This is a genomic window from Streptomyces sp. NPDC091271, assembly GCF_044757505.1.
Classification (GTDB): domain Bacteria; phylum Actinomycetota; class Actinomycetes; order Streptomycetales; family Streptomycetaceae; genus Streptomyces.
Genome location: NZ_JBIVVD010000004.1, coordinates 683,129 through 708,245 on the forward strand (window position 1 = coordinate 683,129; position 25,117 = coordinate 708,245).

21 protein-coding genes and 1 pseudogene are annotated in these 25,117 nt (G+C 69.7%); 13 read left to right on the forward strand and 9 right to left on the reverse strand.

Features of this window, described 5'->3' with window-relative positions:
- Positions 1 to 12 precede the first annotated feature (12 nt).
- From ACIQM3_RS19580 to ACIQM3_RS19595, 4 genes are read left to right on the forward strand one after another with little or no spacing between them, the layout of a single operon-like run.
- The gene (locus ACIQM3_RS19580; RefSeq protein ID WP_401625749.1) at positions 13 to 1,686 is read left to right on the forward strand and encodes an extracellular solute-binding protein; all 1,674 of its coding nucleotides are present in this window, start codon (positions 13 to 15) and stop codon (positions 1,684 to 1,686) included.
- Positions 1,683 to 3,152: a M1 family metallopeptidase gene (locus ACIQM3_RS19585; protein WP_401625751.1), complete on the forward strand. Its 1,470-nt coding sequence runs from the start codon at positions 1,683 to 1,685 to the stop codon at positions 3,150 to 3,152. Before ACIQM3_RS19580 ends, ACIQM3_RS19585 begins: the two co-directional genes overlap by 4 nt.
- Positions 3,149 to 5,362: a right-handed parallel beta-helix repeat-containing protein gene (locus ACIQM3_RS19590; protein ID WP_401625754.1), complete on the forward strand. Its 2,214-nt coding sequence runs from the start codon at positions 3,149 to 3,151 to the stop codon at positions 5,360 to 5,362. The genes ACIQM3_RS19585 and ACIQM3_RS19590 overlap by 4 nt, the downstream gene beginning before the upstream one ends.
- A 40-nt stretch (positions 5,363 to 5,402) precedes the next feature.
- A complete protein-coding gene (locus ACIQM3_RS19595) occupies positions 5,403 to 6,590 on the forward strand; it encodes a Gfo/Idh/MocA family protein (protein WP_401625756.1) in 1,188 nt (395 codons plus the stop codon).
- A 28-nt stretch (positions 6,591 to 6,618) separates the two neighbouring features.
- Here ACIQM3_RS19595 and ACIQM3_RS19600 read toward each other — a convergent pair whose 3' ends face one another.
- The 3 genes from ACIQM3_RS19600 to recA form a co-directional block, all read right to left on the reverse strand.
- Positions 6,619 to 7,896, reverse strand: a complete 1,278-nt coding sequence (locus ACIQM3_RS19600) for an alpha-L-fucosidase (RefSeq protein WP_401625758.1) — start codon at positions 7,894 to 7,896, stop codon at positions 6,619 to 6,621.
- Between the two features lie 305 nt (positions 7,897 to 8,201).
- The gene (locus ACIQM3_RS19605; RefSeq protein WP_401625761.1) at positions 8,202 to 8,471 is read right to left on the reverse strand and encodes a GlsB/YeaQ/YmgE family stress response membrane protein; all 270 of its coding nucleotides are present in this window, start codon (positions 8,469 to 8,471) and stop codon (positions 8,202 to 8,204) included.
- Positions 8,472 to 8,694: 223 nt separating this feature from the next.
- Positions 8,695 to 9,771, reverse strand: coding sequence for a recombinase RecA (recA, locus tag ACIQM3_RS19610; protein ID WP_401625764.1), 1,077 nt, complete (start codon positions 9,769 to 9,771; stop codon positions 8,695 to 8,697).
- A 667-nt stretch (positions 9,772 to 10,438) separates the two neighbouring features.
- Here recA and ACIQM3_RS19615 point away from each other — a divergent pair.
- Positions 10,439 to 10,792 carry a VOC family protein gene (locus ACIQM3_RS19615; protein ID WP_401625767.1) on the forward strand — a complete coding sequence of 118 codons (354 nt, stop codon included), beginning with the start codon at positions 10,439 to 10,441 and terminating at the stop codon, positions 10,790 to 10,792.
- Between the two features lie 131 nt (positions 10,793 to 10,923).
- Here the strand turns inward: ACIQM3_RS19615 and ACIQM3_RS19620 are convergent, their stop codons facing one another.
- Together ACIQM3_RS19620 and ACIQM3_RS19625 are read right to left on the reverse strand one after the other, a co-directional pair.
- Positions 10,924 to 11,298, reverse strand: a complete 375-nt coding sequence (locus ACIQM3_RS19620) for a VOC family protein (protein WP_401625769.1) — start codon at positions 11,296 to 11,298, stop codon at positions 10,924 to 10,926.
- A gap of 134 nt (positions 11,299 to 11,432) precedes the next feature.
- Positions 11,433 to 11,759, reverse strand: coding sequence for a DUF1737 domain-containing protein (locus ACIQM3_RS19625; RefSeq protein ID WP_401625772.1), 327 nt, complete (start codon positions 11,757 to 11,759; stop codon positions 11,433 to 11,435).
- 266 nt (positions 11,760 to 12,025) lie between these two features.
- Between ACIQM3_RS19625 and ACIQM3_RS19630 the strand changes: the two genes are divergently transcribed.
- The 3 genes from ACIQM3_RS19630 (at position 12,026) to ACIQM3_RS19640 (ending at position 15,466) form a co-directional block, all read left to right on the forward strand.
- Positions 12,026 to 12,247, forward strand: a complete 222-nt coding sequence (locus ACIQM3_RS19630) for a hypothetical protein (RefSeq protein ID WP_401625775.1) — start codon at positions 12,026 to 12,028, stop codon at positions 12,245 to 12,247.
- 562 nt (positions 12,248 to 12,809) lie between these two features.
- Positions 12,810 to 14,210, forward strand: a complete 1,401-nt coding sequence (locus ACIQM3_RS19635; protein ID WP_401625778.1) for an MFS transporter — start codon at positions 12,810 to 12,812, stop codon at positions 14,208 to 14,210.
- Positions 14,207 to 15,466, forward strand: coding sequence for an FAD-dependent monooxygenase (locus tag ACIQM3_RS19640; protein ID WP_401625781.1), 1,260 nt, complete (start codon positions 14,207 to 14,209; stop codon positions 15,464 to 15,466). Before ACIQM3_RS19635 ends, ACIQM3_RS19640 begins: the two co-directional genes overlap by 4 nt.
- Before the next feature lie 33 nt (positions 15,467 to 15,499).
- Here the strand turns inward: ACIQM3_RS19640 and ACIQM3_RS19645 are convergent, their stop codons facing one another.
- Positions 15,500 to 16,111 (reverse strand): TetR/AcrR family transcriptional regulator, encoded by a 612-nt coding sequence (locus ACIQM3_RS19645; RefSeq protein WP_401625784.1) that lies wholly within the window; start codon positions 16,109 to 16,111, stop codon positions 15,500 to 15,502.
- 105 nt (positions 16,112 to 16,216) lie between these two features.
- On the opposite strand from ACIQM3_RS19645, the gene ACIQM3_RS19650 reads away from it, so the two are divergent.
- Both ACIQM3_RS19650 and ACIQM3_RS19655 read left to right on the forward strand, forming a co-directional pair.
- On the forward strand, positions 16,217 to 16,867 hold the full coding sequence (locus tag ACIQM3_RS19650; RefSeq protein ID WP_401625787.1) for a CatB-related O-acetyltransferase: 651 nt from the start codon (positions 16,217 to 16,219) through the stop codon (positions 16,865 to 16,867).
- An 84-nt stretch (positions 16,868 to 16,951) separates the two neighbouring features.
- On the forward strand, positions 16,952 to 18,148 hold the full coding sequence (locus ACIQM3_RS19655; protein ID WP_401625790.1) for a macrolide family glycosyltransferase: 1,197 nt from the start codon (positions 16,952 to 16,954) through the stop codon (positions 18,146 to 18,148).
- A 351-nt stretch (positions 18,149 to 18,499) separates the two neighbouring features.
- On the opposite strand, the gene ACIQM3_RS19660 is transcribed toward ACIQM3_RS19655, so the two are convergent.
- Positions 18,500 to 19,192 (reverse strand): response regulator, encoded by a 693-nt coding sequence (locus tag ACIQM3_RS19660; RefSeq protein ID WP_401625793.1) that lies wholly within the window; start codon positions 19,190 to 19,192, stop codon positions 18,500 to 18,502.
- The gene (locus ACIQM3_RS19665) at positions 19,189 to 20,520 is read right to left on the reverse strand and encodes a sensor histidine kinase (protein WP_401625796.1); all 1,332 of its coding nucleotides are present in this window, start codon (positions 20,518 to 20,520) and stop codon (positions 19,189 to 19,191) included. Before ACIQM3_RS19665 ends, ACIQM3_RS19660 begins: the two co-directional genes overlap by 4 nt.
- A gap of 158 nt (positions 20,521 to 20,678) precedes the next feature.
- Here ACIQM3_RS19665 and ACIQM3_RS19670 point away from each other — a divergent pair.
- Positions 20,679 to 21,260 (forward strand): annotated as a pseudogene (locus ACIQM3_RS19670) (NADPH-dependent F420 reductase); the annotation flags it as partial.
- A 258-nt stretch (positions 21,261 to 21,518) separates the two neighbouring features.
- Complete coding sequence (locus ACIQM3_RS19675) at positions 21,519 to 22,091, forward strand: dihydrofolate reductase family protein (protein WP_401625799.1); 573 nt, start codon at positions 21,519 to 21,521, stop codon at positions 22,089 to 22,091.
- Positions 22,092 to 22,143: 52 nt separating this feature from the next.
- On the opposite strand, the gene ACIQM3_RS19680 is transcribed toward ACIQM3_RS19675, so the two are convergent.
- Positions 22,144 to 23,619: a family 43 glycosylhydrolase gene (locus ACIQM3_RS19680; RefSeq protein WP_401625801.1), complete on the reverse strand. Its 1,476-nt coding sequence runs from the start codon at positions 23,617 to 23,619 to the stop codon at positions 22,144 to 22,146.
- A 244-nt stretch (positions 23,620 to 23,863) separates the two neighbouring features.
- On the opposite strand from ACIQM3_RS19680, the gene ACIQM3_RS19685 reads away from it, so the two are divergent.
- Positions 23,864 to 24,967, forward strand: a complete 1,104-nt coding sequence (locus tag ACIQM3_RS19685; RefSeq protein WP_401625804.1) for an AI-2E family transporter — start codon at positions 23,864 to 23,866, stop codon at positions 24,965 to 24,967.
- The last annotated feature ends 150 nt before the right edge of the window (positions 24,968 to 25,117 follow it).

Below are 25,117 nucleotides of genomic sequence, written 5' to 3' on the forward strand. Positions count from 1 at the left end.
CAAGGAGATCCAGTGTCGAGCTCCACCCCCATCTACCGCCGCTCACTGTTCCGCATGGGCGCGGGCCTCGGTCTCGGGCTGGCCGCCGGGCCGCTGCTCGCCGGCTGCGGCGACGGCGGTACCACCGCCAAGGCGGAGGCCAAGAGCGCCTCGCTCCTGCCGGACACCGCCGTGCGCAACATCGGACTCAAGCCCGACCTGGCCGGCACCGCCGCGGGAGTGCCGCAGGGATTCTTCGGCTACCCGGCAAAGCCGCTGCGTGCCACGAAGAACACCCCGCTCAAGGGGGCGGCACCGATCAGCGTGACCATGGAGACCTTCTCGCCGCCACCGCCCGGCCGGGGCAGGAACGCCGCCTGGCGGAGCATCGAGAAACTCCTCGGCGGCGAGGTGAACATCACCGCCGTACCGGCCGACGACTACGGCACGAAGTTCTCCACGATGGTGGCCAGCGACAGCCTGCCCGACCTCTTCATGTATCCCGAGGTCGGCGGTGTCGACAACAAGGCCGCCTTCCTCCAGGCCAAGTGCGCCGACCTCACCCCGCACCTCGCCGGGGGCAGGATCAAGGACTACCCGAACCTCGCGGCGATCCCGAAGGGCGCCTGGCAGGCCGCGATCTTCGGCGGAAAGCTCTACGGCATCCCGATCGCCCGCACCGGCACCGGCGGCGCCGGGGTCTACCGCCACGACCTGTTCGAGGAGGTCGGCGTCACGAGCCTCGACCAGATCGACGGCCTCGACCGATTCGTCGAGGTGTGCAAGGAGCTGACGCGGCCCAAGAAGGACCAGTACGCCATCATCGCGGGTGCCACCAGCATGCTCGCCATGTCCGCCGGGGCGCCGTACTACTGGCGACTCGACCCGGCGACCGGAAAGTTCACCTCCGACCTGGAGACGCCCGAGTACCGCACAGCCGTCGAGACCGCCCGCGCCCTCTACAAGGCCGGCTGCTTCTACCCCGGCACCATCCAGATGTCCGGGGCGCAGAAGGCCCAGTACACCGACATGTTCAAGAACGGCAAGGGCGCGTACGTCTACGACGGCATGCCGACCTACCTGGCTCCGGGCGTGGGATACGTCGCCGCCATGCAGGCGATCGACAAGAAGTACGACCCGCGCCCCTTCGTCCCGGTCGGCAAGGATGCCGTCGCGTGGATGGACAACGTCAAGCTGGAGAACACCCATGTGAAGAAGGCCTCCGGCGAACGGATCCGGCAGATCCTCGCACTGGCCGACTTCGCCGCCTCGCCGTTCGGCAGCGAGGAGTACACGCTGATCAACTACGGCGTCGAGGGCACCGACTTCACGCGTGACGACAAGGGCAACCCCGCCCTGACCGAGCAGGGCACCCAGGACGTCACCGTGCCCTGGAAGTTCATGGCCTCCGCCGTCCCCGCGATCTACAGCGCCGACTCCGAACAGGGCGTCCGCCACGTCCACGAGACGTTCACCAAGATGATCCCGATGATGGAGCAGGACCCCACACTCCAGTACTCCTCGCCCACCTGGGACTCGAAGGGCACCGGCAGCCTCCTCACCCTCAAGCTGGACGCGCTCAAGGACATCATCGCGGGCCGCAAGCCCATGTCCGCCTACGACCAGCTCGTCAGGGACTACCTGGCCAAGGGCGGCGAGCAGGCCCGCGGCGAATTCGAAGAGGCCTACCAGAAGGGGAAGAAGTGACCACGAGACGCTCGGCCCTCGGACTGGGCGCCGCGGCCGTCGCCGCGGCCGTGGCGGTCCCCGCCCTCGGAACGCCCGCCGCGGCCCGCCCGCACACCTTCGACCCCCGGCCCGGTTCCGACGGCGTAGGCGACCCGCTCTTCCCGACCCTCGGCAACGGCGGCTACCAGGTCCTCCACTACGACCTGACCTTCGACTTCACCCCGGTGACCTACGACTTCACCGCCGTCGTGAAGATGAGCGCGCGCGCCACCCAGGACCTGTCCGCGTTCAACCTGGACACCGACGGCCACACCATCGACGCCCTCACCGTCCAGGGGCGCGCCGCCACCTGGCAGCTCACGCCCGGACAGAGCGGCCAGGAACTCACCGTCGTCCCCGTCCGCCCGCTGCGCGACAGGCAGGCGTTCACCGTCGAGGTCCGCTACCGCGGCAACGGCAAGGCACCCCGGCTCGGCCTCACCGGCTGGAGGTTCGGCACCGACGGCGGGTTCGCCTCCGCCGCCCAGTCCTCGCGCGCGGACACCTTCCTGCCCTGCAACGACACCCCGTCGGACAAGGCGACCTGGACGTTCCACATCAGCGCCCCCCGGGGTTTCGTCGCCACCGCGAACGGCGAACTCCTGCACCGCACACCGCGCGCCGACGGCTCCACCGTCTGGCACTTCGCGCTCCGCGAACGGATGGCGACCGAGCTGATCGGCATCGCCGTCGTCAAGGGCACGTACCTCTACGGCTCAGGCCCCCACGGGCTGCCCCTGCGCCACGTAGTGCCGCAGGGGCATGAGGACACGTACGCCCCGATCGTCGCCCGCACGCCCGACCATCTGGCCTGGTGCGAGGCGAAGTTCGGCCGTTACCCGTTCTCCGTCTACGGCGTGCACATCTACGACGGCTACACCGACGCGCTGGAGAACCAGACCCTCTCGCTCTTCTCCACCAACTGGTTCAAGCCCGACGCCGAGGGCCGGCCCCGCTACGAGACCACCATGGTCCACGAACTCGTCCACCAGTGGTTCGGCGATTCCGTCACCCCCGCCGACTGGCAGCAGGCCTGGCTGAACGAGGGCCCCGCCGTCTACTACGCCGCCGTGTACGGGGAGGAGCGCGGCTGGTCCGTACTCACCGACAAGATGAAGGCCACGTACGAGAAGCTCGACGCGATCCGGGCCGCCGACGGGCCTCCGGGACTGCCCAAGGCGCTCGGCGGCACCAACATCTACGACGGCGGCGCCCTCGTCCTGTACGCCCTGCGCCGGCAGATCGGCGACCGGGACTTCGACCGCGTGATGCGGCTGTGGCCCGAGCGGTTCAGGGACGGCAACGCCTCCAGCGAGGACTTCATCGGTCACGCCGTCGAGGTCACCGGAAGGAAGCCGCTCGACCCGTTCCTGCGGGACTGGCTCTTCGGAGCCGTCAACCCGCCCATGCCCGGCCACCCCGACTGGAAGGCCACCGCCGCATGAACCGCACCGCGCACATCCTGCGAGGAACCGCCGCCGCCGTCACCACCGCCTTCCTCGCAGCGCTCCTCGCCGCCCCCACCGCCCAAGCGGCCCCGGCCGTCCGCACGCTGTACGCCGCCCCCGACGGCGATGGCACCTCCTGTACGGCCTCCCGGCCGTGCAGCACCGACGGAGCCCGCGACCGGGCCCGCACCGAGCGCGACCGGGATGTCCGGATACTCCTCGAAGGCGGTACGTACCGCCTCGACGAACCCCTCCGGCTCGGCGCCGACGACTCAGGGAAGGACGGCCGTACCGTCACCTGGACCGCCGCCCCCGGAGCCCGCCCCGTGTTCTCCGGCGCCCGCGAGATCACGGGCTGGCAGCGCGGGACCGATGGCACCTGGACCGCATCGGTCCCCGACGGCGTCACCCCCAGGCAGCTGTTCGTCGACGGCGAACGGGCCGTCCGGGCCAGGGGCGAAGCCTGCGCGGCCACCGTTTGCGATGCCACCGGCTCCGGGATGACGGGGGTGGAGACCACAGGCATCGCCGACTGGAAACGCCCCACCGATGCCGAAGCCGTCATCCGGATCCGCTGGCGCAACTACCACTGCCGGATCGCGGGCGTAAGTGGCGACGACATGACCTTCGCCCAGCCGTGCTGGACCAACTCCTCGGCGGGCACCGGCCGCACCGGCCCCGCCTGGGACTCCACGACGGTCGACTCCGGCCGCTACAGCGGAGTCGCCTTCTTCGAGAACGCACCCGAACTGCTCGACGAACCCGGCGAGTTCACCTGGAACTCCGAAGCGCGCACCGTCGCCTACCTGCCGCGCAAGGGCGAGGACATGCGCCGTGACCACGTGGTCACCCCGCACACCGAACAGCTCCTCGTCCTCGACGGCGCCCACGACGTCACCGTCAGCGGCATCGGCTTCGCGTACGCCGCCTACCGTCAGCCCGGCACGGACGAGGGGTACGCGGGCACGCAGGCCGGCCTCACCCTGACAGGTGCGACGGGCCCCGTCGACCACGCGGGCCGCTTCTACACCAAGCCCGCCGCCGCCGTCACCGTCCGCGGCGGCCGGCACGTCGCCGTCGACCGGGCCGTCTTCAGGAACCTCGGCGGAGCCGGAGCGATCCTCGAAGCCGGCACCAAGGACAGCTCCCTGACCCGATCCACCTTCACCGACCTGTCCTCGGGCGCCGTGTACGTCGGGGACACCGAGCCGCGGCCCGGGGCGGCGCTCGCGGGGGAGCGCAACACGATCGCGTACAACACGATTCACCGTTCGGGCGTCGAGTACACCGACTCGGTGGGCATCTGGGCCGGCTACGAGGCCGGGCTGACCATCGACCACAACACCCTCGAGCACCTGCCGTACTCCGGCATCTCCGTCGGATGGGGCTGGAACCAGCCCGAGGCACAGCAGTCCGTGCTGCGCGACAACGAAGTGACCGGCAACCGCATCACCGACGTCATGGAAGTCGCCCAGGAACAGCACGACGGCGGCGCGATCTACACCCAGGGCGCCCAGCCCGGAACCGTCCTGTCCGGGAATTACATCAACCGCTCGGCCTTCGGCAACACCGAACGCGACGGTAACGGTATCTACCTCGACGAGCAGTCCTCCCACATCCTCGTCGAGAAGAACGTCATCACGCGCATCGGCTACAAGTGGGTCTCCAACTGGGCCGACTACGGCATCGGGAACACCGCCCGCGGCAACTGGACCGACACGGCCGCGCCCGCCCTCGGCGGCGCCGGCTCCGTCATGACGGACAACCTCACCGGCCTCGACCGGCTTCCCGCCGCCGCCCTCGCAGTGGCTTCCGGGGCAGGCGCCCACGGCGGGCCGGTCGAACAACTGCGGACCGACCTGGCCCGCACGGGTACGGCGACCCAGTCCTCCACGGACGGCGCCGCCACCGCGGCCCTGGCGCTGGACGCCGACACCAACACCGACACCCGCACCCGGGCCGAGGCGGGCGCCTGGTGGCAGGCCGACCTCGGCGCGGAGCGGCGGGTCCGCCAGATCGAGGTCTGGAACAACGCCTCGTCCACGACGGCCGACTTCGACGTCATCACCGACGACCGCACCGTCCACGTGACCGGGAAGGCCCTGCGCCCGACCGTCATCGACCTGGACAGCCGCACCCGCACGGTGAAGATCATGGTCCGGGGAACCGGAAGCGTCGCCCTCTCCCAGGTCCTCGTCCACCCGTGACGGAGACGACCAGGCACCACTGAACAACGAAGGAAGTTCCATGACCGACCTCCGTATCGGCGTGCTCGGCTACGGGCTGCGCGGCTCGCTCGCCCGCACCGCCCACCGGCCCGGCTCCGGCGCCCGCGTCACAGCTCTGGCTGAACCGGACCCACGCGCCCGTACGGAGGCGGCGCGGGCCTTCCCGGAGGCCCGCACGTCCGCCGACCACCGCAGGGTGGTCGAGGACCCCGACATCGACGCGGTCCTCGTCCTCACCCCGGACCACACCCACGCAGACCTCGCCTGCGAGGCACTGCGGGCGGGCAAGCCGGTCTTCGTGGAGAAGCCTCTCGACATCAGCATCGAGCGGTGCGACACGATTCTGCGCACCGCCCACGAAACCGGCACCCGGCTCTACATCGGCCACAACATGCGCCACATGCCCGTCGTCCGGCTCATGCGTGATCTCATCCGTGACGGTGCCGTCGGTGAGGTCAAGACCGTCTGGATCCGCCACTTCGTCGGCTACGGCGGCGACTGGTACTTCAAGGACTGGCACGCCGAACGGCAGTACACGACCGGCCTGCTGCTGCAGAAGGCCGCGCACGACATCGACGTCCTGCACTGGCTGGCCGGAGGCTACGCGCGCGACGTGCAGGCGCTGGGCGACCTGATGGTCTACGGCGACATTCCGCACCGGCGTGCGCCGGGTGAGCCCAAGGCCGACGACTGGTACACCAAGGACGGCCACTGGCCACCCCACACCCAGCGCGCGCTCAACCCCGTCATCGACGTCGAGGACGTCTCGTTGCTCAACATGCGCCTCGACAACGGCGTCCTCGCCTCGTACCAGCAGTGCCACTTCACGCCCGACTACTGGCGCAACTACACCGTCATCGGGGACGCGGGACGCCTGGAGAACTTCGGCGACGGGCCCGGCGGCCACGTGAAGGTGTGGAACGCCCGGCGGTCCGGCTACCGCGCCGACGCGGACCAGGTCCACGAGATCCCGGCCGCCGAGGACAACGCCGGGCACGGCGGCGCCGACCCGCTGCTGATGGACGAGTTCCTGCGGTTCGTCCGGGAAGGCGGCCGGACGGACACCTCACCGGTCGCCGCGCGGATGGCGGTCGCCGCGGGAGTGCAGGCCACGTCCTCCCTGCGGTCCGGAGGCACCCCGGCCCGCGTACCGGAGCCGGCCCCCGAGCTCGTCGCGTACTTCGAACGGGGCCAGCTCCGCGGCTGACCCCGTCGGTCCGTCGCCCAGCGCCGGCTCAGGTACGGCCCGTGCCTTGGTAGACGTCGAGCTCACCGTCGAGTTCCAGTGCGAGCACAGTTGCGTACGCGTCGACGTCCCGCGAGGCCGGCGCGTCGATCCAGGCGACGCCCGGCACGTCGTGCAGACCGCCGACGACGCGGTGCGCGAGGGGCGCGCCGGTGCCGACGACCGACACCCGCCTCACGCGACTGCGCAGCCCGCGCACGGCCACGTACTCGCGCGGCGGGTCGAAGCAGAACAGGTAGAGGGTGCGACGGTCGGCGGACAGGGTGCTCGGCCCGTAGTGGTGCCCGGCCGGCAGGCCCGCTACGGTCCCGTACACCGCTTCGCGGTGCGCTGCGATCCAAGCGCCGAGTCCTTCGAGGCGTTTCGCCTGCTCGGCCGTGACCGTGCCGTCCTCCCGCGGGCCGACCCCGAGCAGCAGGTTGCCGCCCGTCCCGATCGTCTCCGCGAAGTACCGCACCAGCTGCCGCACCGACTTGTGGTTCGTGTCGCCTGGCTGGAAGCCCCAGGAGTCGTTCACCGTCAGGCAGAGCTCCCACGGCCCGTCCGGTGCGCGCAGCGGTACTCCCTGCTCCGGGGTGGCGTAGTCCCCGTGGCCGATCAGCCGCGCATTGCACACCGTGTCCGGATTGCCGCCGAGAACGCGGGCGGCGAGCGCGTCCGTGCCCCACTGCTCCTCGGCGCGTTCCCACTCGCCGTCGAACCAGAGGAGATCCGGGCGGTACCGGTCGACGAGTTCGCCGACCTGGCCGTCGCGGTAGGCGAGATAGCGGGACCAGGCCTCCGGGTCCTCCACCCCGTCCCGGGGCGCGACCCAGCGGCTGGTCAGCACGTCCTCGTGGGTGGGGGAGGGGCGGGGGTGCAGGACGCTCGCATAGTCGGGGTGGTTCCAGTCGGAGTGGGAGTAGTACAGGCCCACCTTGAGACCTTGCTCGCGCAGCGCCGTGGCATACGGTCCGACCAGGTCACGTCCGGCAGGCGCGTGCCGGACGACGTCCAGGTCGCCGTACCCGGTGTTCCACAGGGCCACCCCGTCGTGGTGACGTGCCGTCAGGACGGCGTAGCGCGCACCGGCACGCGCGAACAGGGCCGCCCAGCCGCGAGGGTCATAGCGTGCGGCGGTGAAACCGCCGAGCTGCTTCATGTACTGCTCGTGCGAAACCTGTCCCGTGTAAAAGGCCCAGGACTCGGGCACTCCCTCGACGGCGTAGATGCCGTAGTGGACGAAGATTCCGAGCTTCGCGTCGGAGAACCAGGACTGCATGGGCATCGGGCAACACCTCTCTCCGGTGAACGGCGACTGACGGGGCGGCCTCGTGCCCGCCCCCGCCGACGGAATGCCGGGCGCCGACCCGGACGTGCCGAGCCGGCTCAGCCTCTGCCGGCCCATTTTCCCTGCCGATGAGCAGACGCGGTACTGAAGCGACGACGCGGCGCAGCTCAGCCGGACCGAGCCGTTCGCGCGCCGTGGGCAGAGGACGCACAGCCGTAACGGTGGTCCGCCGAGACCCTGTGACGCGCGAAACGGCTCCGCCCATGCAGGGCGGAGCCGTTTCGCGGTGATGGGCGTACGGATCAGGCGTGGCGGCGGTTGCCCGTGATGACGCGGTACAGCAGGAGGAGAATGATCGAGCCGACGATCGCGGCGATCCAGGTGGAGAGGTCGAAGAAGCCATCGATGGAGTCGATGCCGAAGATGACCTTGCCGAGCCACCCGCCGAGCAGTCCGCCCGCGATGCCGATGAGCATCGTGATGATGATGCCGCCCGGGTCCTTGCCCGGCATGAGCGCCTTGGCGATGAGGCCCGCGAGCAACCCGATGAAGATCCAAGCAATGATGCCCATAATGCCTCTCCTACCTGGTGGTATAAGGACGGTGTCAAGGACCGTCTTTACCGTGCCGGTGCTTTCAAACGTGGATCACCCAGTCTGTGTGCGGGACGGCTCCGCATCAGGGCGGAGCCGGTGCCTGCACGCGAAGACCGCTACCGGGGCGTCGTGGCGGCTTCCGCAGCGCAGGATGTCGGCCGCATAGCCCGGGGCCGCGCCGAGACGTGCGGACCGCCTGTCAGGTTGCGCTTCCCGTCGAGGTCCGGGCGGGATCAGGGACCGTGACGGCCCTCGTGTCCTCGGCGATCGCGGCCTTCACCGATACGCCGATTCCGAGCTTGTTGAGGATCTTCTTCTCGATCTCGTCGGCCAGGTCGGCATTGTCCTTGAGGAACTTGCGGGAGTTCTCCTTGCCCTGGCCGAGCTGGTCGCCCTCGTACGTGTACCAGGCGCCGGCCTTGCGGACGAAGCCGTGCTCCACGCCCATGTCGATCAGACCGCCCTCACGGCTGATGCCCTGGCCGTAGAGGATGTCGAACTCGGCCTGCTTGAACGGCGGCGCCACCTTGTTCTTGACGACCTTGACGCGGGTGCGGTTGCCCACGGCGTCGGTGCCGTCCTTCAGCGTCTCGATACGCCGGATGTCCAGACGCACCGAGGCGTAGAACTTCAGCGCCCGGCCACCGGTCGTGGTCTCCGGCGAACCGAACATCACACCGATCTTCTCGCGCAGCTGATTGATGAAGATCGCCGTCGTCCTCGTCTGGCTGAGCGCGCTGGTGATCTTCCGGAGCGCCTGGCTCATCAGACGGGCCTGCAGACCCATGTGGGAGTCGCCCATCTCGCCCTCGATCTCCGCTCGCGGCACCAGGGCCGCCACGGAGTCGATCACGATCAGGTCGATCGCGCCGGAGCGGATCAGGATGTCGACGATCTCCAGCGCCTGTTCACCGTTGTCCGGCTGGGACAGGATGAGATTGTCGGTGTCGACGCCGAGCTTCTTCGCGTACTCCGGGTCCAGAGCGTGCTCCGCGTCGATGAACGCCACCGAGCCGCCGGCCTTCTGCGCGTTCGCTACTGCGTGCAGCGTCAGCGTCGTCTTGCCGGAGGACTCCGGGCCGTACACCTCCACCACGCGGCCGCGCGGCAGCCCGCCGACGCCGAGCGCGACGTCGAGCGCGGTGGACCCGGTGGGGATCACCTCGATCGGCTCGTTCGGCCGCTCACCGAGGCGCATCACAGCGCCCTTGCCGAACTTCCGCTCGATCTGTGCGAGCGCGGTGTCCAGCGCCTTCTCGTGATCGGTTCCTGCCATGAGCTTCACCCGGTCCGATTGAGTGGCACGCCGCACGTCGGAGAACGTGAGCGTCTACTGCCGACAACGGACGTGTCGGAGATCCCAAAAAGCGAACATCCGATCGATTTTCGTGTCCAGTGAAAGGTACCAAACCGAGGGAAGCGGGACGGGCTGCGCGCCGGACCGCTCCGGGCGCAGATCGCGCCGCCCACTTCCTGACGGTTCCGGACCGGCGGCAGTGGTGGAGATCGGAGCAGGGGCCAGGCCGCCACCCGGAAGGAGAAGGGCGGTGGAGGCGATCGGCGCCCGTCGGCCATGTCTGTACAAGTGGAGGTGCGTCGTTGTATCTCCGCGCCTCCATGATCTGGATCAACGGACTTACATGATCACCCATTGCTCAAGACCGAGGCGCGTCCTGTGGGGCCTCGCCCAGGACGGATTCGAGAGGGTTCAGGACGCGGGGCCAGCCCTTGCCCATGCCGTCGTACGCCTGCCGAGGCGCGCCGTTGACCACCAGGGTTGGGGTGCTCGAGTCTGATCGCCGTGAATTACCGATACGTGCGGCTCGCTGCCAGTTGGTACGGTGCGGCCGGCGAGCGGGACCCATGGAGGGCCCGGATGGCCCGTACGGAAGCCGGGCCGTCGGCATCCTCGAACTGCACGGCGACGCAGGAGTGCTGACGACATGACGAACCGCTGGGCCGGAGTGACGATCGACTGCATCGACGTGGAACGGGTGGCGAGCTTCTGGAGCACGCTACTGGACCGCCCGCAGGGACCGTCCGAGCCAGGCTGGATCTACCTCGGTCTCCGCGACGACCCCCAGCCGCGCCTCGTCTTCCAACCGGTGACCGAGCCGAAGCGTGGCAAAGTGCGCCTCCATCTCGACATCGCGGTCGATGACATCGAGCAGGGAATCGCCCAGGTCATCGCGCTCGGCGGCAGGTTTACCGGGGAGCGGCACGACTACGACGAGGGCGTGGTCGTCGTCATGACCGATCCCGAAGAACACGAATTCTGTATGGCTCAGTACTACTGACGTCGCTGCCTGTCCGGCCGTTGGGCCTTGGGCGCGATCAGGACCCGGTGATCGGAGTCGGCCCAGGAGTTGCCGTAACCGCTTCACGGGACCGGTGGCACAGCACCTGAGACCGATCACGGCAGTGGAGTTCAGGCTCCCGGAAGAAAGAGGCAGAACGGATGGCCGTGTGGGTCGCGAAGGACCCGTACATCCTTCTGCGGCTGCTCATCCTCCAGCGTGGCGCCCAGCGCACATGCCCGCTCGGTCTCCGCATCCAGGTCTTCCACCTGCAGATCCAGATGAGCTTGCATCTGCTGGGTACCAGGTCGCTGCGGCCACGTCGGAGGCCTGTGATCGGGCTCCAACTGGAAGCTGAGGCCTGGGCGTTCCTGTTCCAACGCCCTCAGGCGGACCCACTCCGGGGTGCGCTCCACCTCCTGCCAGCCGAGCAGGGCTCGGTAGAAGTCGGCGAGCGCGGGAGGGTCGGGAGTGCCGAGGACAAAGGCACCTAGTGTCGTCGTCATGCCTCCAGCCTTGCCCCGGGCCGTCAGGCTCACACTCCTGTGCGCCGAGCGTCGCTGGGACGGACCATGGTGCGGGTGGCGGACAGCCGCAGAACAGAGGAACGGGGGAGCGATGCCTCTTTCACGAGGCCGTGCTACGCACTCAGATCGTCCGGGCCGGTAGCGGGTTCAGGGCCCGGCCGTGAACTACCTCGCCGTCGATGCCGAACCACGAACCGTGGCAAGGGCACTCCCACGCGGTTTCCGCCTCGTCGAAGGTGACCCGGACTCAGCCTGGTGATGGCAGGCCTTGTGTTCACGGCTGATGACGACCAGCGCTGCTTACCGTCGAAAGTGACAGCGGGGCCTTCGTGCAGCTCGTAGCCAAGGCCGATCAATTCGCTCACGCGTTGGCGGAACGCGGCGTCCTCCGGACCGGTAGGGACTCGGTAGACGGGCAGTCCCTCTGGTGGTGTGCTCATGAGGAATCGGACAGCCCTCGACGGCTGCCCGGTCGTTCCGTCCGCGGCCTCAGGAGTGGTAACCGACAGCGCCGTGGCCCGGTCGGGCCTCCGCTCCTCCTGCCGCGGTTCGCTCCACCGGCCTTGCCCGGGTCACGACGGCCACCGGCTCCCGCTGCCCGTCGGTCGGCAGGCCGCGCTGATCGGTGCCGGATTCTCGGGGAGCTGCCAACTGCCGCCGCGCTCCTCCTTCGAAAGGCGCGCGGCGAGGTCGGGTCCGCCGCAAGATGGACTTCCTCGTCGCCTCCGGCGTGCCCGAGCGGGACGCGCAGATGGCGATGCTGGCCGCCGGCCGGTTCACAGTCGGCAGCGTCCTGGAAGAGCAGGCGGACACAGGATCCGGCGACAGCGCGGATCTACCGGCTGACGTGCCGGTGATCGATCACGAGTCGGCGTTCGAGGCGGGCCTTGCCCTCATCCTTGACGGCCTGGTGCACCGCAACGGGTGAAGAGGGGACACCGATCGGCCCGCGCGAGTGGGCGAGATGCTCTCACCCGAAAAATCGTCGTCCTCGGCGGGCGGTTGTGCCCAGGTGATCGAGGGCCGCACGGGCGAATCCCGGTACGGTACTCGCGCACTGCCGGCGTGCGAGGATCCCGGACCCCGAGAGGTTCGCGGGTTCGGCCTCTTCGTCCTCGAGTTCATCCAGGTGGCCCGGGGGAAGCAGATCCTCGGGAAGCAGGTCGTCGAAGCCCTGGTCCACCGGGAGCTCAGCAGGAGCCGTCCGTTTCCACGATCGCCTCGGCGCGAACTCCAAGGCGAAACTCCGCTACAGCCTCACGGTGCCGAACCGACCTGACCGAACTCCCCGAAGCGCACAACGGCTGGGGCTGCCCACCGTTGAACCGGCCCGGTCCGGGGCACTCGGTTCGCTTGTAGTGCGCAGGCACCAGGACACGTGAGTGGCTGGTGCGGATGCACCAAGGGAAGACGGCGGCTGAGGACGATGCCCGGCGGGGTCGCCGGAGGGGAGTGTTGGAGGCCCGCAACCAACACCGAAATGGACGTCCATGTCCCAAGCTGTGGTTTCTCCGGCCCGCATCGGGAGGCTGTCGATCGGCGCCCTCGGCATCCTGGCACTCGCCCTCGGCACCCTGCAGTCAGTGGTGGAGCCCGCGCTCCCGCTGCTGCAGGGTGAGTTGGGGGTGAGTAGTGGCGATGGGGCGCTGATCGCCAACGCGTTACTCATCACCGGCGCGGTCATCACGCCCGTCGCAGGCAAACTCGGCGACCGCTACGGCGGAAAGCGGGTGCTGGTCCGGCTGATGGCCGTCGTGTCGGCCGGCGGTCTGCTGGCCGGACTGGCGCCGAACCTGCCGGTGTTGCTGCTCGGCCAAGTGTTGCAGGGCGCCATGGTGGGTGCGCTGCCCCTCTCGTTCATCCTCGTACGCAAACACCTCTCGACGGGAGAGTCGCAGGCGGCGATCGGGGTGGTCCTCGCGCTGTTCACGGGCGGCAGCATGGTGGGGATGCTGTTCGCCGGGCCGGTCGCGGAAGGAATGTCCTGGCATTGGATGTTCGCGCTCCCTACGCTCGTGATCATCGTGATGACGTCGGCCGTGGGTTGGCTGATGCCGCATGACCCGCCGATCGAGTCGGACAACAGGATCGACTGGCCTGGCGTCCTACTGCTGAGCGGCACGTTGCTCGCGTTCATGCTGGGGTTGAAGACGGTGACGAAGGACGGCGGTGTGTCACCGATCGCGGCCGGAGGCATCGTGGTGGGCGTGGTCGCCCTCGCGGCCGGATGGGTCGCCGTCGAGCGCAGGGCAGTCTCGCCGATGGTCGATCTGCGAATGCTGGCAAGGCCCGCATTGCGGAATGCGTTCGGGCTCACCTTCCTCATCACCACCAGTTTCGGGATGGTGGGCTTTCTTCTTCCGCAGATGTTCGGGGCACCGGCCGACGGGTACGGCTTCGGAGCCGACACCACCGACATCGGACTGCTCCTGCTCCCCGGCGCCATCGCCGGGTGTGTGAGCGATTCGATCGGCGGGATCGCGGCGCGGCGTTTCGGTACGCGCGCCGTCGTCATCGTGGGCGCCGTCGTCACGGTGGCCACGATGACCGCCCTGACGGTGCTGCACAGCGCGGAATGGCAGCTCGCCCTTGCCAAGGTGCTGACCGCGTTCGCCGCCGGTATCGCCAGTACGGCGTTGCTCACCAGCACCGCCACCGCCGTCGAGACCAAGGACACCGGGATCGCCACCAGCCTGCTCACGGTGACACGCGTGATCGGCACCGCCCTGGGCGCCCAGATCGCCAGCGCGGTCCTCGACGCCGGGGCCGGCCCGATGACGGGCCTGAAGACTGAGTCGTCCTTCGCCACAGCCTTCGCCGTCGCCGGTCTCGTTGCCGCACTGTCACTGCTCGTCGTCCGTATCACCACGAAAAAGGGAGCCCAGGCATGACACCTACCGGTCTGTCGACGGACGTGAGCACCACCGCGAAGCGCACGGTTCTGATCTCCGGGGCCAGTATCGCCGGACCCGCGCTCGCCTACTGGCTGCACCGGTACGGATTCGCGGTCACCGTGGTGGAGAAGGCGGGCGCACTGCGCGGCGGTGGTTACCCGATCGACGTCCGCGGGACCGCGACAGAGGTGGTCCGGCGGATGGGGATCCTGCCGCGACTGCGGGACGCGCACATCGACTCGCGTCGCTGCACCTTCCTCGACGCCGATGGCAGCGCACTGGCCTCGGTCGACCCTCGAGCCGTCGACGGCAGTGTCGAGGGACAGCACCTCGAGGTGAGTCGTGGGGATCTTGCAGCGGCCCTCCACGCGATAGTTCGAGACGACGTCGAATTCCTCTTCGGCGACTCCATCGACACTCTCGACCAGTCCGAACGAGGCGTCGACGTCACACTCCACAGTGGGCAACGGCGCACGTTCGACCTGGTGTTCGGCGCCGACGGCATGCACTCACACACCAGGGCGTCCCTGTTCGGTCCCGAAGAACAGTTCCACCGCTACCTCGGCTACTGCTTCGCCATATTCACGATGCCGAACACCCTCGGACTCTCCCGCGAGCTCGTGCTGTGGAACACCCCGGGGAAGGCCGCGGCCCTCTACGCCGTCGGCGACAACGACGAGGTGCACGCCTTCCTGAACTTCCACCGAGCTGAAGTGCCGCTGCATGTCCTGAGGAATCCCGGCGCCCAGAGGGACCTCGTCGCCACGGTCTTCGCGGACGCGGGATGGGAGGTCCCCGCCATGGTCGGCGCCATGCGCGACGCGGATGACCTGTTCTTCGACACGGCCGGTCAGATCCGTATGCCGCACTGGTCCAGAGGCCGCGTCGCGCTCGTCGGCGACGCCGCGTACGCACCCTCGTTCCTCACGGGGCAGGGCTCGAGCCTCGCGCTGGTAGGTGCCTACATGCTCGCCGACGCCCTGGCCAGGAACCAGGACCACACCGCGGCGTTCGCCGCCTACGAACGGGACCTCCGGGAGTTCGTAGCCATGAACCAGGCACTGGTCGACAACGGTGCGGCCAGGCTCTTCCCCACCACGGTGGGGGCGCTCGAGCAGCGCAACACCATGCTGCGTGACCTCGTCACCATGCCCGCCTCGCCGGCACAGCCGGCCCATTCAGCCCTTACGCTGCCCGACTTCCCAGACCGTGCCCGGAACGGGCATGAGGGAGCTGTCGACCGGTCCAGGTGAACCCCCGCGTCCCTGATCACGATGCGCTCGCGTTCACCGGACGGAGAAGGCACCGGCAGCAGCCGCCAGCACCGCCGTCGCGGCGGCCTGCTCCGGCAGCCGCGGATCGGGATCGGCACGCAGGAGTACCAGCTGGTGGTACACCGGCGCGGTGGCGGCGATCAGCAGGCTCTGCGCGTCCGTGTGCCGTGAGGGGAGTTCACCCCGCTCGACAGCACGGTCGACGAGAACCTCGCACTGGGTGTACCGGTCCGCCCACAGCTTCTTCTGCGCCCGCGCGGCCTGCTCGGAGTGGAACGAGACGGCCATCAGGGCGACGGCGAACGACGGCTGCACGGTCAGGGATTCCTGGATCTCCTGGTTGAGGGCCCTCAGATCGCCTCGCAGGGAGCCGGTGTCCGGTGGCTGCCAGTCGATCTCGCCGGCGGCGTCGATGACATCGACGAGCAGGCCGCCCACGTCGCGCCAGCGCCGGTAGACCGTGGTGCGGTGCACTCCCGCGCGGGCCGCGACACCCTCCACCGTGAGTCCTTCGTGACCGCCTTCGGTGAGTTCGGCGCGCACCGCGTCGAGGACCTGGGCGCGGATGCGGGCGGTGCGACCGCCCGGACGGCGGTCCGCCTTCGTGGCCGGTGATTCTGTCATCGGTAATCCAGTATCCGGTTGATCAATGTGCCGTGGCTGTGTCAGCATCTTAACGCAACAGTTGTCGCACTAGTGTCCCGCCTCCCGAGAGGAACCGCCTTCCCGATGCCACCCGTTCCCGCCGACCCCACCGTGCTCCACCCGATGCCCGAGCATCCGCGCGTCGTCCTGCTCGGACCGTTGGTGAAGTCACCGCTGATCGAGGTCGGGGACTACTCGTACTACGACGATCCGGACGACCCGACCGCGTTCGAGACGCGCAACGTCCTGTACCACTACGGTCCCGAGCGGCTCCGCATCGGCAAGTACTGCGCGCTGGGTACGGGCACCCGGTTCATCATGAACGGCGCCAACCACCGCATGGACGCCCCGTCCACATTCCCCTTCCCGACCATGGGCGGGTCCTGGGCCGAGCACTTCGACCTGATCACCGGCCTGCCGGGCCGGGGCGACACCGTCGTCGGCAACGACGTCTGGTTCGGCCACGGCGCCACGGTCATGCCCGGCGTACGGATCGGCCACGGCGCGATCATCGGCGCCGGCGCCGTGGTCACCGGCGACGTCCCCGACTACGGCATCGTCGGAGGCAACCCCGCCCGACTCATCCGTACCCGCTACGAAGCCACCGACGTCGCGCGGCTTCTCGCCGTGGCGTGGTGGGACTGGCCCGTACAGCACATCACCGAGCACGTGCGGACGATCATGTCGGGGTCGATCGCGGAACTGGAGGAGGCCGCCGCGCTCATCGGGCCCTGACATCGGGGCGTGCCGTCGTCCTGGCAGACACGTCCCGGCCTCACCTTCCTCGTCGCCCCGCCTCCTGGAAACGAGTGATCGACCATGCCTCGCCCCCGTGCCCATATCGCGATGGTCGGCGTGCCCATCGTCAGCCACGTCCTGCCCGGCCTCGCGGTCATCCGCGAACTGGTGGCCCGCGGCCACCGGGTCACCTACGCCAATGATCCGGTCGTGGCCGACCGGATCCGGCCCGCGGGCGCCGAACTGATGCCCTGCACCTCCGTTCTGCCGGTCGCCGACAACAACTGGCCCGACGACCCCATCGCCGCGGCGAGCCTCTTCCTCGACGACGCCGTCCAGGCGCTCCCGCAACTGCGCGCCGCCTACGACGACGACCCGGCAGACCTGTACCTCTACGACATCGGCGCCCACGCCGCGCGCGCCCTCGCCGAGGCGCAGGGCCGTCCCCTCCTGCAGCTGTCCCCGACGTTCGTCGGCTGGGACGGTTACGAGGAGGAAGTCGCGGTTCATCTACGGAAGTTGCCGGGCGCCGACGCGTACCGGGAGAGGTTTGCGCGGTGGCTCGCCGACTGCGGAGCGACCACCACGGACGTGGACGCCTTCTCCGGCCCGCCCGCACGAGCCATCGCCCTGATCCCGCGAGCGATGCAGCCTCACGCCGACCGGGTCGACACCGGGACCGTGACCTTCGTCGGCCCCTGCTTCGACGCCCCTGCGGACAGGGACGGCTGGACGCGCCCGCCGGCCGCCGGCCGCGTGCTGCTGATCTCGCTCGGCTCCGCGTACACGCGTCAGCCGGAGTTCTACCGCCGGTGCCTCGCCGCGTTCGGCGATCTGCCCGGCTGGCACGTCGTGCTCCAGATCGGCAGGCACACCGACCCCGAGGAGCTGGGGGACATCCCGCCCGATGTCGAGGTGCACTCCTGGGTCCCGCAGCGGGCGATCCTGGAACAGGCGGACGCCTTCGTCACCCACGCCGGCATGGGCGGCTGCGGCGAAGGGCTCCTGGCAGGTGTTCCCATGATCGCCGTGCCGCAGGGAGCCGAGCAGTTCATGAACGCGGACCGGCTCGTGGAACTCGGCGTCGCCCGCCGTGTGGACACAGCTGATGCCACCGCCGAGACCCTTCGCACGGCGCTGAACGACCTGGTCGGGGACCCGGAACGAGTCGTCCGTTCCGCGCAGCTGCAGGCTGCCGCACGGGCCGAGGGCGGCACCATGCGCGCCGCAGACCTCATCGAGAACATGCTGGCCGCCGCCGAGAGCCCCGCCCCCTGAGCGCTGCGGCCTTCCCGCTCCGGTCACGACCGAAGCGGCGTCCGCGCGCTCGACGATCCGCACCATATCGGGGGGCGATCCACCTGAACGGCAGCAGAGTCAGCAGAGTCACCTCGTGCGCATCACAGCAGGTAGGGGTACGGGCTGACGGTGGCCGGCTCCACACGCATCTCGACACCCCACAATCATGTCCTGGTGCGGCGACGTCCGACCAGGCCCGGCTTCAGCCGCGGAAGGTCGTCCCTGCCGACGTCTTTCGTGACCGATGGGAGGGCACGGGGCGAAAGGGCGACACCGGCTCCGGTGACGGGTACGGCGGCGCGGGCAGCGAAGGTGAGGTGAGGGCGCGGACTACGACAGGCGGTCGGTACCGCCGTCGGGGGCGGCGTGGGCCAGGCCCGTCCGGTAGGCGATGACGACGAGTTGTGCCCGGTCGCGGGCCTCCAGCTTCGTCATGGCGCGCTGCACATGGGCGCGGACGGTGAAGGGGCTGAGGAACATTCGATCGGCGATCTCCTGGTTGGACAGGCCGGTCGCGACCAGAGCCACCATCTCGCGTTCGCGTGGGGTGAGCACGGCGAGCCGCTCGGGGTGGTGCTGCGGAGTGTCGTCCGGTGCGGCCAGGAAGCGGGCGACCAGGGAGCGCGTCGCGGCGGGGGACAGGAGGGTGTCGCCGTCGGCGATCGTACGCACGGCTTCCAGCAGGGCCTCGGCCCCGATGCCCTTGCCGATGAAACCGCCGGCCCCCGCGCGCAGCGCCTGAGCGACGTACTCGTCGGTCTCGTAGGTGGTGAGGATCAGGATGCGGCTGGCGCGCAGCTCCGGGTCCGCGCAGATCTCCGCCGTGGCGGTGAGTCCGTCCGTATCCGGCATACGGATGTCCATGATCACCACGTCGGGGCGCAGTTCACGGGTGAGCCGCACCGCCTCTCTGCCGTCGGCGGCCTCGCCGACCACGGTGATGTCGTCAGCCGTGTCGAGGAGTATCCGGAAGGCATCGCGCAGCAGGGCCTGATCGTCGGCGAGCAGTACGCGGAGCGTCACGGCGCACCCCCGGCCTCTCCGTTGCCCGTCCGTCCGTCGCCTGCCGGTCCGCCGGCCATCCGGCCCTTGGCGGCTGTCGCTCCGTCGCGCCTCCCAGCCGTGTCTCCGGCGGGCGGGAGGGGCAGCTGGGTGGAGACGAGGAAGCCACCCTCCGGGCGTGTGCCCGCGGAGAGCTGTCCCCCGATCGCGGTGGCACGTTCACGCATCCCTATCAGTCCGTAACCGGGCGGGCGGTCCGGCACCGTGGACACCCCAGGTCCCCTGGATGAGGTCGGTGCCGTACGGCGGCCACCCCCTCCGTCGTCGGCGACGGTGATGGTCACGCGATCACGGTTCCAGCCGAGGCGTACACGGGCGCTACCGGTGCCTGCGTGCTTGGTCACGTTGGTCAGGGCCTCCTGGATGATGCGGTAGGCGGTGAGGTCCACCCCCGGCGGCAGCGGTCTGGCCGTGCCCTCCTGGTGCACCGACACCTCCAGGCCCGCGCGGCGGAAGGACTCGAGGAGCGTGGGAAGCCGGGACAGCCCGGGAGCCGGTTCGGTGGACGCGGCCGCGTCCCCGGACTGACGCAGCAGACCGACCGTGGCCCGCAGCTCGTCGAGTGCGTGACCGGTGGTCTCGACGAGCTCGTTCAGGCTCGTGCGGGTCTGCTCCGGGCGGGTGGCGAAGAGATGGGCGGCAACCGTCGCCTGCGCGTTGGCCAGGGTGATCTGATGGGCCACGAGGTCGTGCAGTTCCCGGGCGATGCGCACCCGTTCCTCGGCCACTCTCCGGCGCGCCTCGCTGTCCCGGCTCTTCTCGGCCCGCCGGGCCCGCTCCTCCACCGCCGCCAGGTACGCCCGTCGGGTCTGCACCGAGTGACCGAGTACGCCGGCCACCAGCGGGAACGCCGCCACCGCGCCCATCCTGCTCGCGTCCTGCCATGAGAGGTCCCCGAACGCGGGGGTGGAGGCGACCAGCAGCGCCGCGGAGGCGAGTGACACCACGCCCGCCGCGCGCCGTTCGGTGCGTGCCGTGAGCGCGTAGGAGTAGGCGGTGATCACGGCGGGGGCCACGACGAGCGGGTTCAGCAGGAGACCCGAGGCCGGCACCAGCAGGCCACACAGGGTCGTGGCCGTCATGGTGGCCACGGGTGATCGGTGACGTGCCGTCAGAACCGCACAGGACACGACGGCGATGAGGCAGGCTGCGGCAGAAGGCGGCGACAGTGTGCCGTCGACCTGCACCACGCAGCCGAGCAGGCAGAGCGCGAATGCCGTCGCCGTGATCGCTCCCTCCCGCCACCACGAGCCGCGCGGTCGCGGGCCGCCTCCACCCGTGTCGGTCATGGCCCGCTCAGCGCCGGCCGGCGACTGTGTCCGGCTCCGGCTCGGTCGTGGAGGCCGGGACACGCCTGCTCGGTGACTCGCCCTCGATACCCGCATTCGGCAGCACACCGCTCAGGATACGGGGCGGCCGACACGCCCCGGGGTAGGAGTACGCTCCGCTCGCCCACGGCTGGAGTGCCGCAGGACACGACTTCTACTCGGTTCACGCCACCCCGAGGAACGGACGGACCTCGGTCTCCCCGTGGCAGGCCTCCGCGAGACAGCGGCCCACGCGGAGATACTGGTCAACGCCACGACTCGGACCGTCTCCGTGGAACTGCTGCACTCCATCGGGGTACGGCGCTCGCCGGCACCCTCATGATCGATGTCGGCGTCGGCCTCTCCGACGACTTCACCGATCTCTCGCACCCCAACAGCAGCCTGGGTGAACAGATCCAGAAGGCCTTGCCCCTGACCCCCGTCGTCAAGACGCTGTGCACCATGGACTCCACCGTGATGACCGCCCCGGACGGTCTCGACGGCCCGAGCACCGTCGCCTTCTCCGGTGACGACGCCGAAGCCAAACGAACCGCCGGCCGACTGCTCACCGACCTCGGCCGGCCCCCGTCGTCCCAGCTGGACATCGGCGGAATTACCACCGCACGGGACAGGAGCACTTCGCGCTCCTCTTCATGGGCATCGCGGGCGGCCTGGAGGCCCGTACGTTCAACCTCAACGTGGTCACCCGTCCCACGACCTGAACCGTGAGCTGATGGGAGGTTCGCCACCCATCAGCCCCGGCCTCCGGCTGGCCACCGAACAGCACCCCGGCGCCGCCGAACAGGCCGACCGCCTTCTCCGGCTCGCGGTCGACGGAGTCGGCCCCCGGAACTCCGCGCGCTCAGCGGCGCTCGCTCGGGGAGGTGCGTGTTGCCGTCTCCCGGCGGCACGGCCAGAGTCGACCGCAGGAGCAGCACCGGCGCCGGACGGCGGTGCCGATGGCGCGGAGGAGGCTCGCGATGGCCGAGGTGGTGCTGGATGTGTCGATGTCCCTGGACGGGTTCACGGCCGGACCGAACGTCCGGAAGGAGGAACCCATGGGAGACGGCGGCGAACAGCTGCACGAGTGGATGGCCGGGGAGGGGCCGGACGGCGCGGTCGACACCGCTGTCCGTCAGGAGGTGGACGCGTCGGTGGGGGCCGCCGTCATCGGGCGGCGCACCTTCGACCTCGGGCTGGGCCCGTGGGGCGGCACGCCGTGGCCCGGCGTCCCCGGCTTCGTGGTCACCCACCGCACCAGGGGAGACCTCCTCGGCGACAACGGCGGAACGTTCGCCTTCGACGGGCTGCGGGACGCGGCCCGTCGTGCCGAGGAGGCCGCGGGAGACAAGGACGTCCTGGTGCTGGGTGCCGACGTCGCCCGCCAGCTGCTCATGGCGGGGCTGCTCGACGAGGTACGCATCCACCTGGTCCCCCTGCTGCTGGGAGGAGGCACGCCCCTGTTCGCCGGGGAGCGGGCCCGGCTGGTCCAGCAGGGAAGACCCGCCGTGGGGTCCGTGACCCACCTGCGCTACCGCGTCCCGGAGCGGTAGGAATCCACCGGCCGTCGGCGAGGGGTGTCACCGACGGCCGGCGTGTGCGGATTCAGTTGACGTAGACCTCGGCACGGTCGACACTCACGAAGGACCCCTGGGACTGGGCGTTGTGCTGCCCGGTCACCCGGATCCGGAGGGTGTGGTTGCCGTGCCCGAGTCGTGGACTCCTGTACTGCACGGCCTCTCCGATGCGGATGGCTCCGTGGAAGTCCACGGTCTGCTCCGGCCCGCCGTCGATGCTGATGGCCGCGTAACCGTTGCCCGTGTCCTTCACGGACAGCAGGGCGATGCGTGTGCCGGTGAAGGAGAACGTCGCCGTGGCGCCCGCGCTGTCGCTCCAGTGGTCGTCGCTCCAGAAGCACTGGGTCGCACAGCCTGTGCCTGAGTTCCAGGCGCCGCTGTAGGTCACGCTGCCCGCCCCGCTGGACCGGCCGTCGTCGTTGATCCAGTAATTACCGGAACCGGGATCGCCGGAGGGCAGGTCCTGGGTGGCGCCGAGGGCGAGAGGCCGGCCGAAGTCAGGGGTGCCGTCGGCCCGCCAGGTGAACTTCTGTGCCCGGGTGGTGCGGTTGGTGTACGTGGACACGGACGTGGTCTTGGCGTGATAGACGATCCAGTCCTCCGTGCCGTCCGGGGAACGGAAGAAGGCGTGGTGGCCGGGACCGAACACGCCCCGGTCGTCGGCCCGTGAGAACACCGCGTCGGGATGCTGATACCAGGCGCCCGGGACCAGCGGGTCGGCGCCCGCCGGCAGTGACATCATCCGGATCTGGTAATCGGGCTTTCCGGTGTCGCAGGCGGAGTACGTCATCCATACACGGCCGTTGCGGTAGAGGAACTCCGGTCCCTCGCGTACTTCTGGGCAGCCGCCTGCCGCGTCGAAGGCGACGGCGTTCCCGGAGACGGTGTACGGGTTGGACATCGGGGCGATGTTCAGGCCGTTGTGCTGGTACTGGTTGATGCCGCTGTAGGCGAGGTAGAGACGGCCGTTCATCTGGAGGATGCCGGCGTCGATCGCGAACTCGTCGGCGTGGTTGGGCGGGGCGAGCTTCGCCTTGAAGTGGTAGGGGCCGGTGGGGTCGTCGCGTTCCGACTCCAGGACGTACAGGCGGTGGTGGTCGTCGACGCCGTCGTCCGCCGTGTAGTAGAGGTACCAGCGGTCGCCGAAGCGGTAGAACTCCGGAGCCCAGATGTTGCGGTTACGTGAGGGGTCGGAGTCGGTCCACACGGTGACGGGGTCGGCGGCGGCGAGATTGCCGAGAGAGGGCGAGCGCCACATCTTGATGCTGTCGCCCTGGGTGGTGGTGAGGTAGTAGTTCCCGCTCCAGTGGGTCATGAACGGGTCGGGTCCCGTGTTGAGCGGGTTGCGGAACGTGCCGGCCGCCGCGGCGGCCACCGGTTCCGGCGCCGGTGCTGCCGCGGCCGGGGCGGTGACAGCGGGAAGCAGACCCAGGACCAGCCCGAGGAAGGCGGTGACGAGGGCGCCGATGTGTCTTGTGGGGTGTTGGGGCGATCGTGAGGGCATGAGGCGTCCTTCCGGGCCGAGCCCGTTGGGGGATGGGGACCACACGCGCTTTTACATCGATGTAATGACGGGGCGCCACGTTAAGTACGGGCGGTCGGGCGTGTCAATGCCTCACACAGGCGGGCGCGTTGGGGACGCCGCAGCCACCGGATACCCCGGGCGGCGGGTCGGTCGACGCCTCGTGCGGCACGGGGAGGGGTGGGGGCGGTCCGGAGCGGGGCCGGCGGCCCATAGGCTGACCCCCATGTCTGTCACGTTGAGCTCCACCAAGACCCGCGCCGCCCTCCGCGTTTCGGCCCGCGTCTCAGGCGAGTTGCTGATCGTCCTTGCCATGACCGCAGTGGCGGTGTGGGTGTTGGGGCGGATGTGGTCGGTTGTCTGGCCGCTCATAGTCGGCCTGCTGCTCACCACCCTGACGTGGCCCGTAGCGCGACTCCTACGCCGGCGCGGGTGGCCCCCGGCCCTCGCGGCTTCGGTTGTGACGGTGCTGTTCCTCCTGGTCGCCGCGGGGGTCGTGGCGTTGATCGCGGTACCGGTGTCCTCCCAGTCCGGGCAGCTGGCCGACGGCGTGGTCGAAGGCATCCAGAAACTGCGCGAGTGGGCCTCCGGTCCGCCGCTGAACATCGGTGACGACCAGATCACCGGTGCGTTCGACTCCGCGACCGCCCGCATCCAGGACAGCCTCGGCAGCATGGTCACCACAGTCGTCACGGGGGTGAGCACCGTGGTCAACGGGGTGGTCACCGCCGTCCTGGCACTCTTCCTGATGTTCTTCATGCTCAAGGACGGCCCCCGGTTCCTGCCGTGGCTGGAGCGTCAGCTGCCCGGTCGGCTCGCCACCGATGTTCCTGCCGTGGCTTCCCGTGGTTGGGAGACCCTGGGTGGATTCGTGCGTTCCCAGGCCTATGTCGGCCTGCTCGACGCGGTCCTCATCGGCCTCGGCCTGTGGATCGTGGGGGTGCCCCTCGTGCTCCCGCTGGCGGTGCTGACCTTCGTGTCCGCGTTCGTGCCGATCGTGGGAGCCCTGTTCGCCGGTTTCGTCGCCGTTCTCATCGCCCTGGTGTCGAACGGGCTGACCGACGCGCTGATCGTGCTGGCGATCATCGTCGTGGTGCAGCAGCTCGAGGGCAACGTGTTCCAGCCCATGATCCAGAGCCGCGGGCTCGGTCTGCACGCCGCTGTGATCCTGCTCGCGGTGACGTTGGGGGGCAGCCTCGCCGGCATCGTGGGCAGCCTGCTCGCCGTACCGGCCGCCGCACTGATCGCGGTGGCCTGGAACTATCTGCGCGAGCAGCTCGGCGAGGAGCGGCAGGAGCCGGACGTGTCATCCGGTGGCGACCCGTCATGAAGCCTCCCGGCTCGTCCCGACGGGCGGGACGAGCCGGGGAGCCGTCTCCATGCTTCGGAGGGCGCCGTACGGTCTGGGCTGTCTGTCCGCCGCGCTCCAGCGGGCAGGTCTCCAGCGCAGGGAGGGTTCGCGGCACGGTTGAAGTCGAGA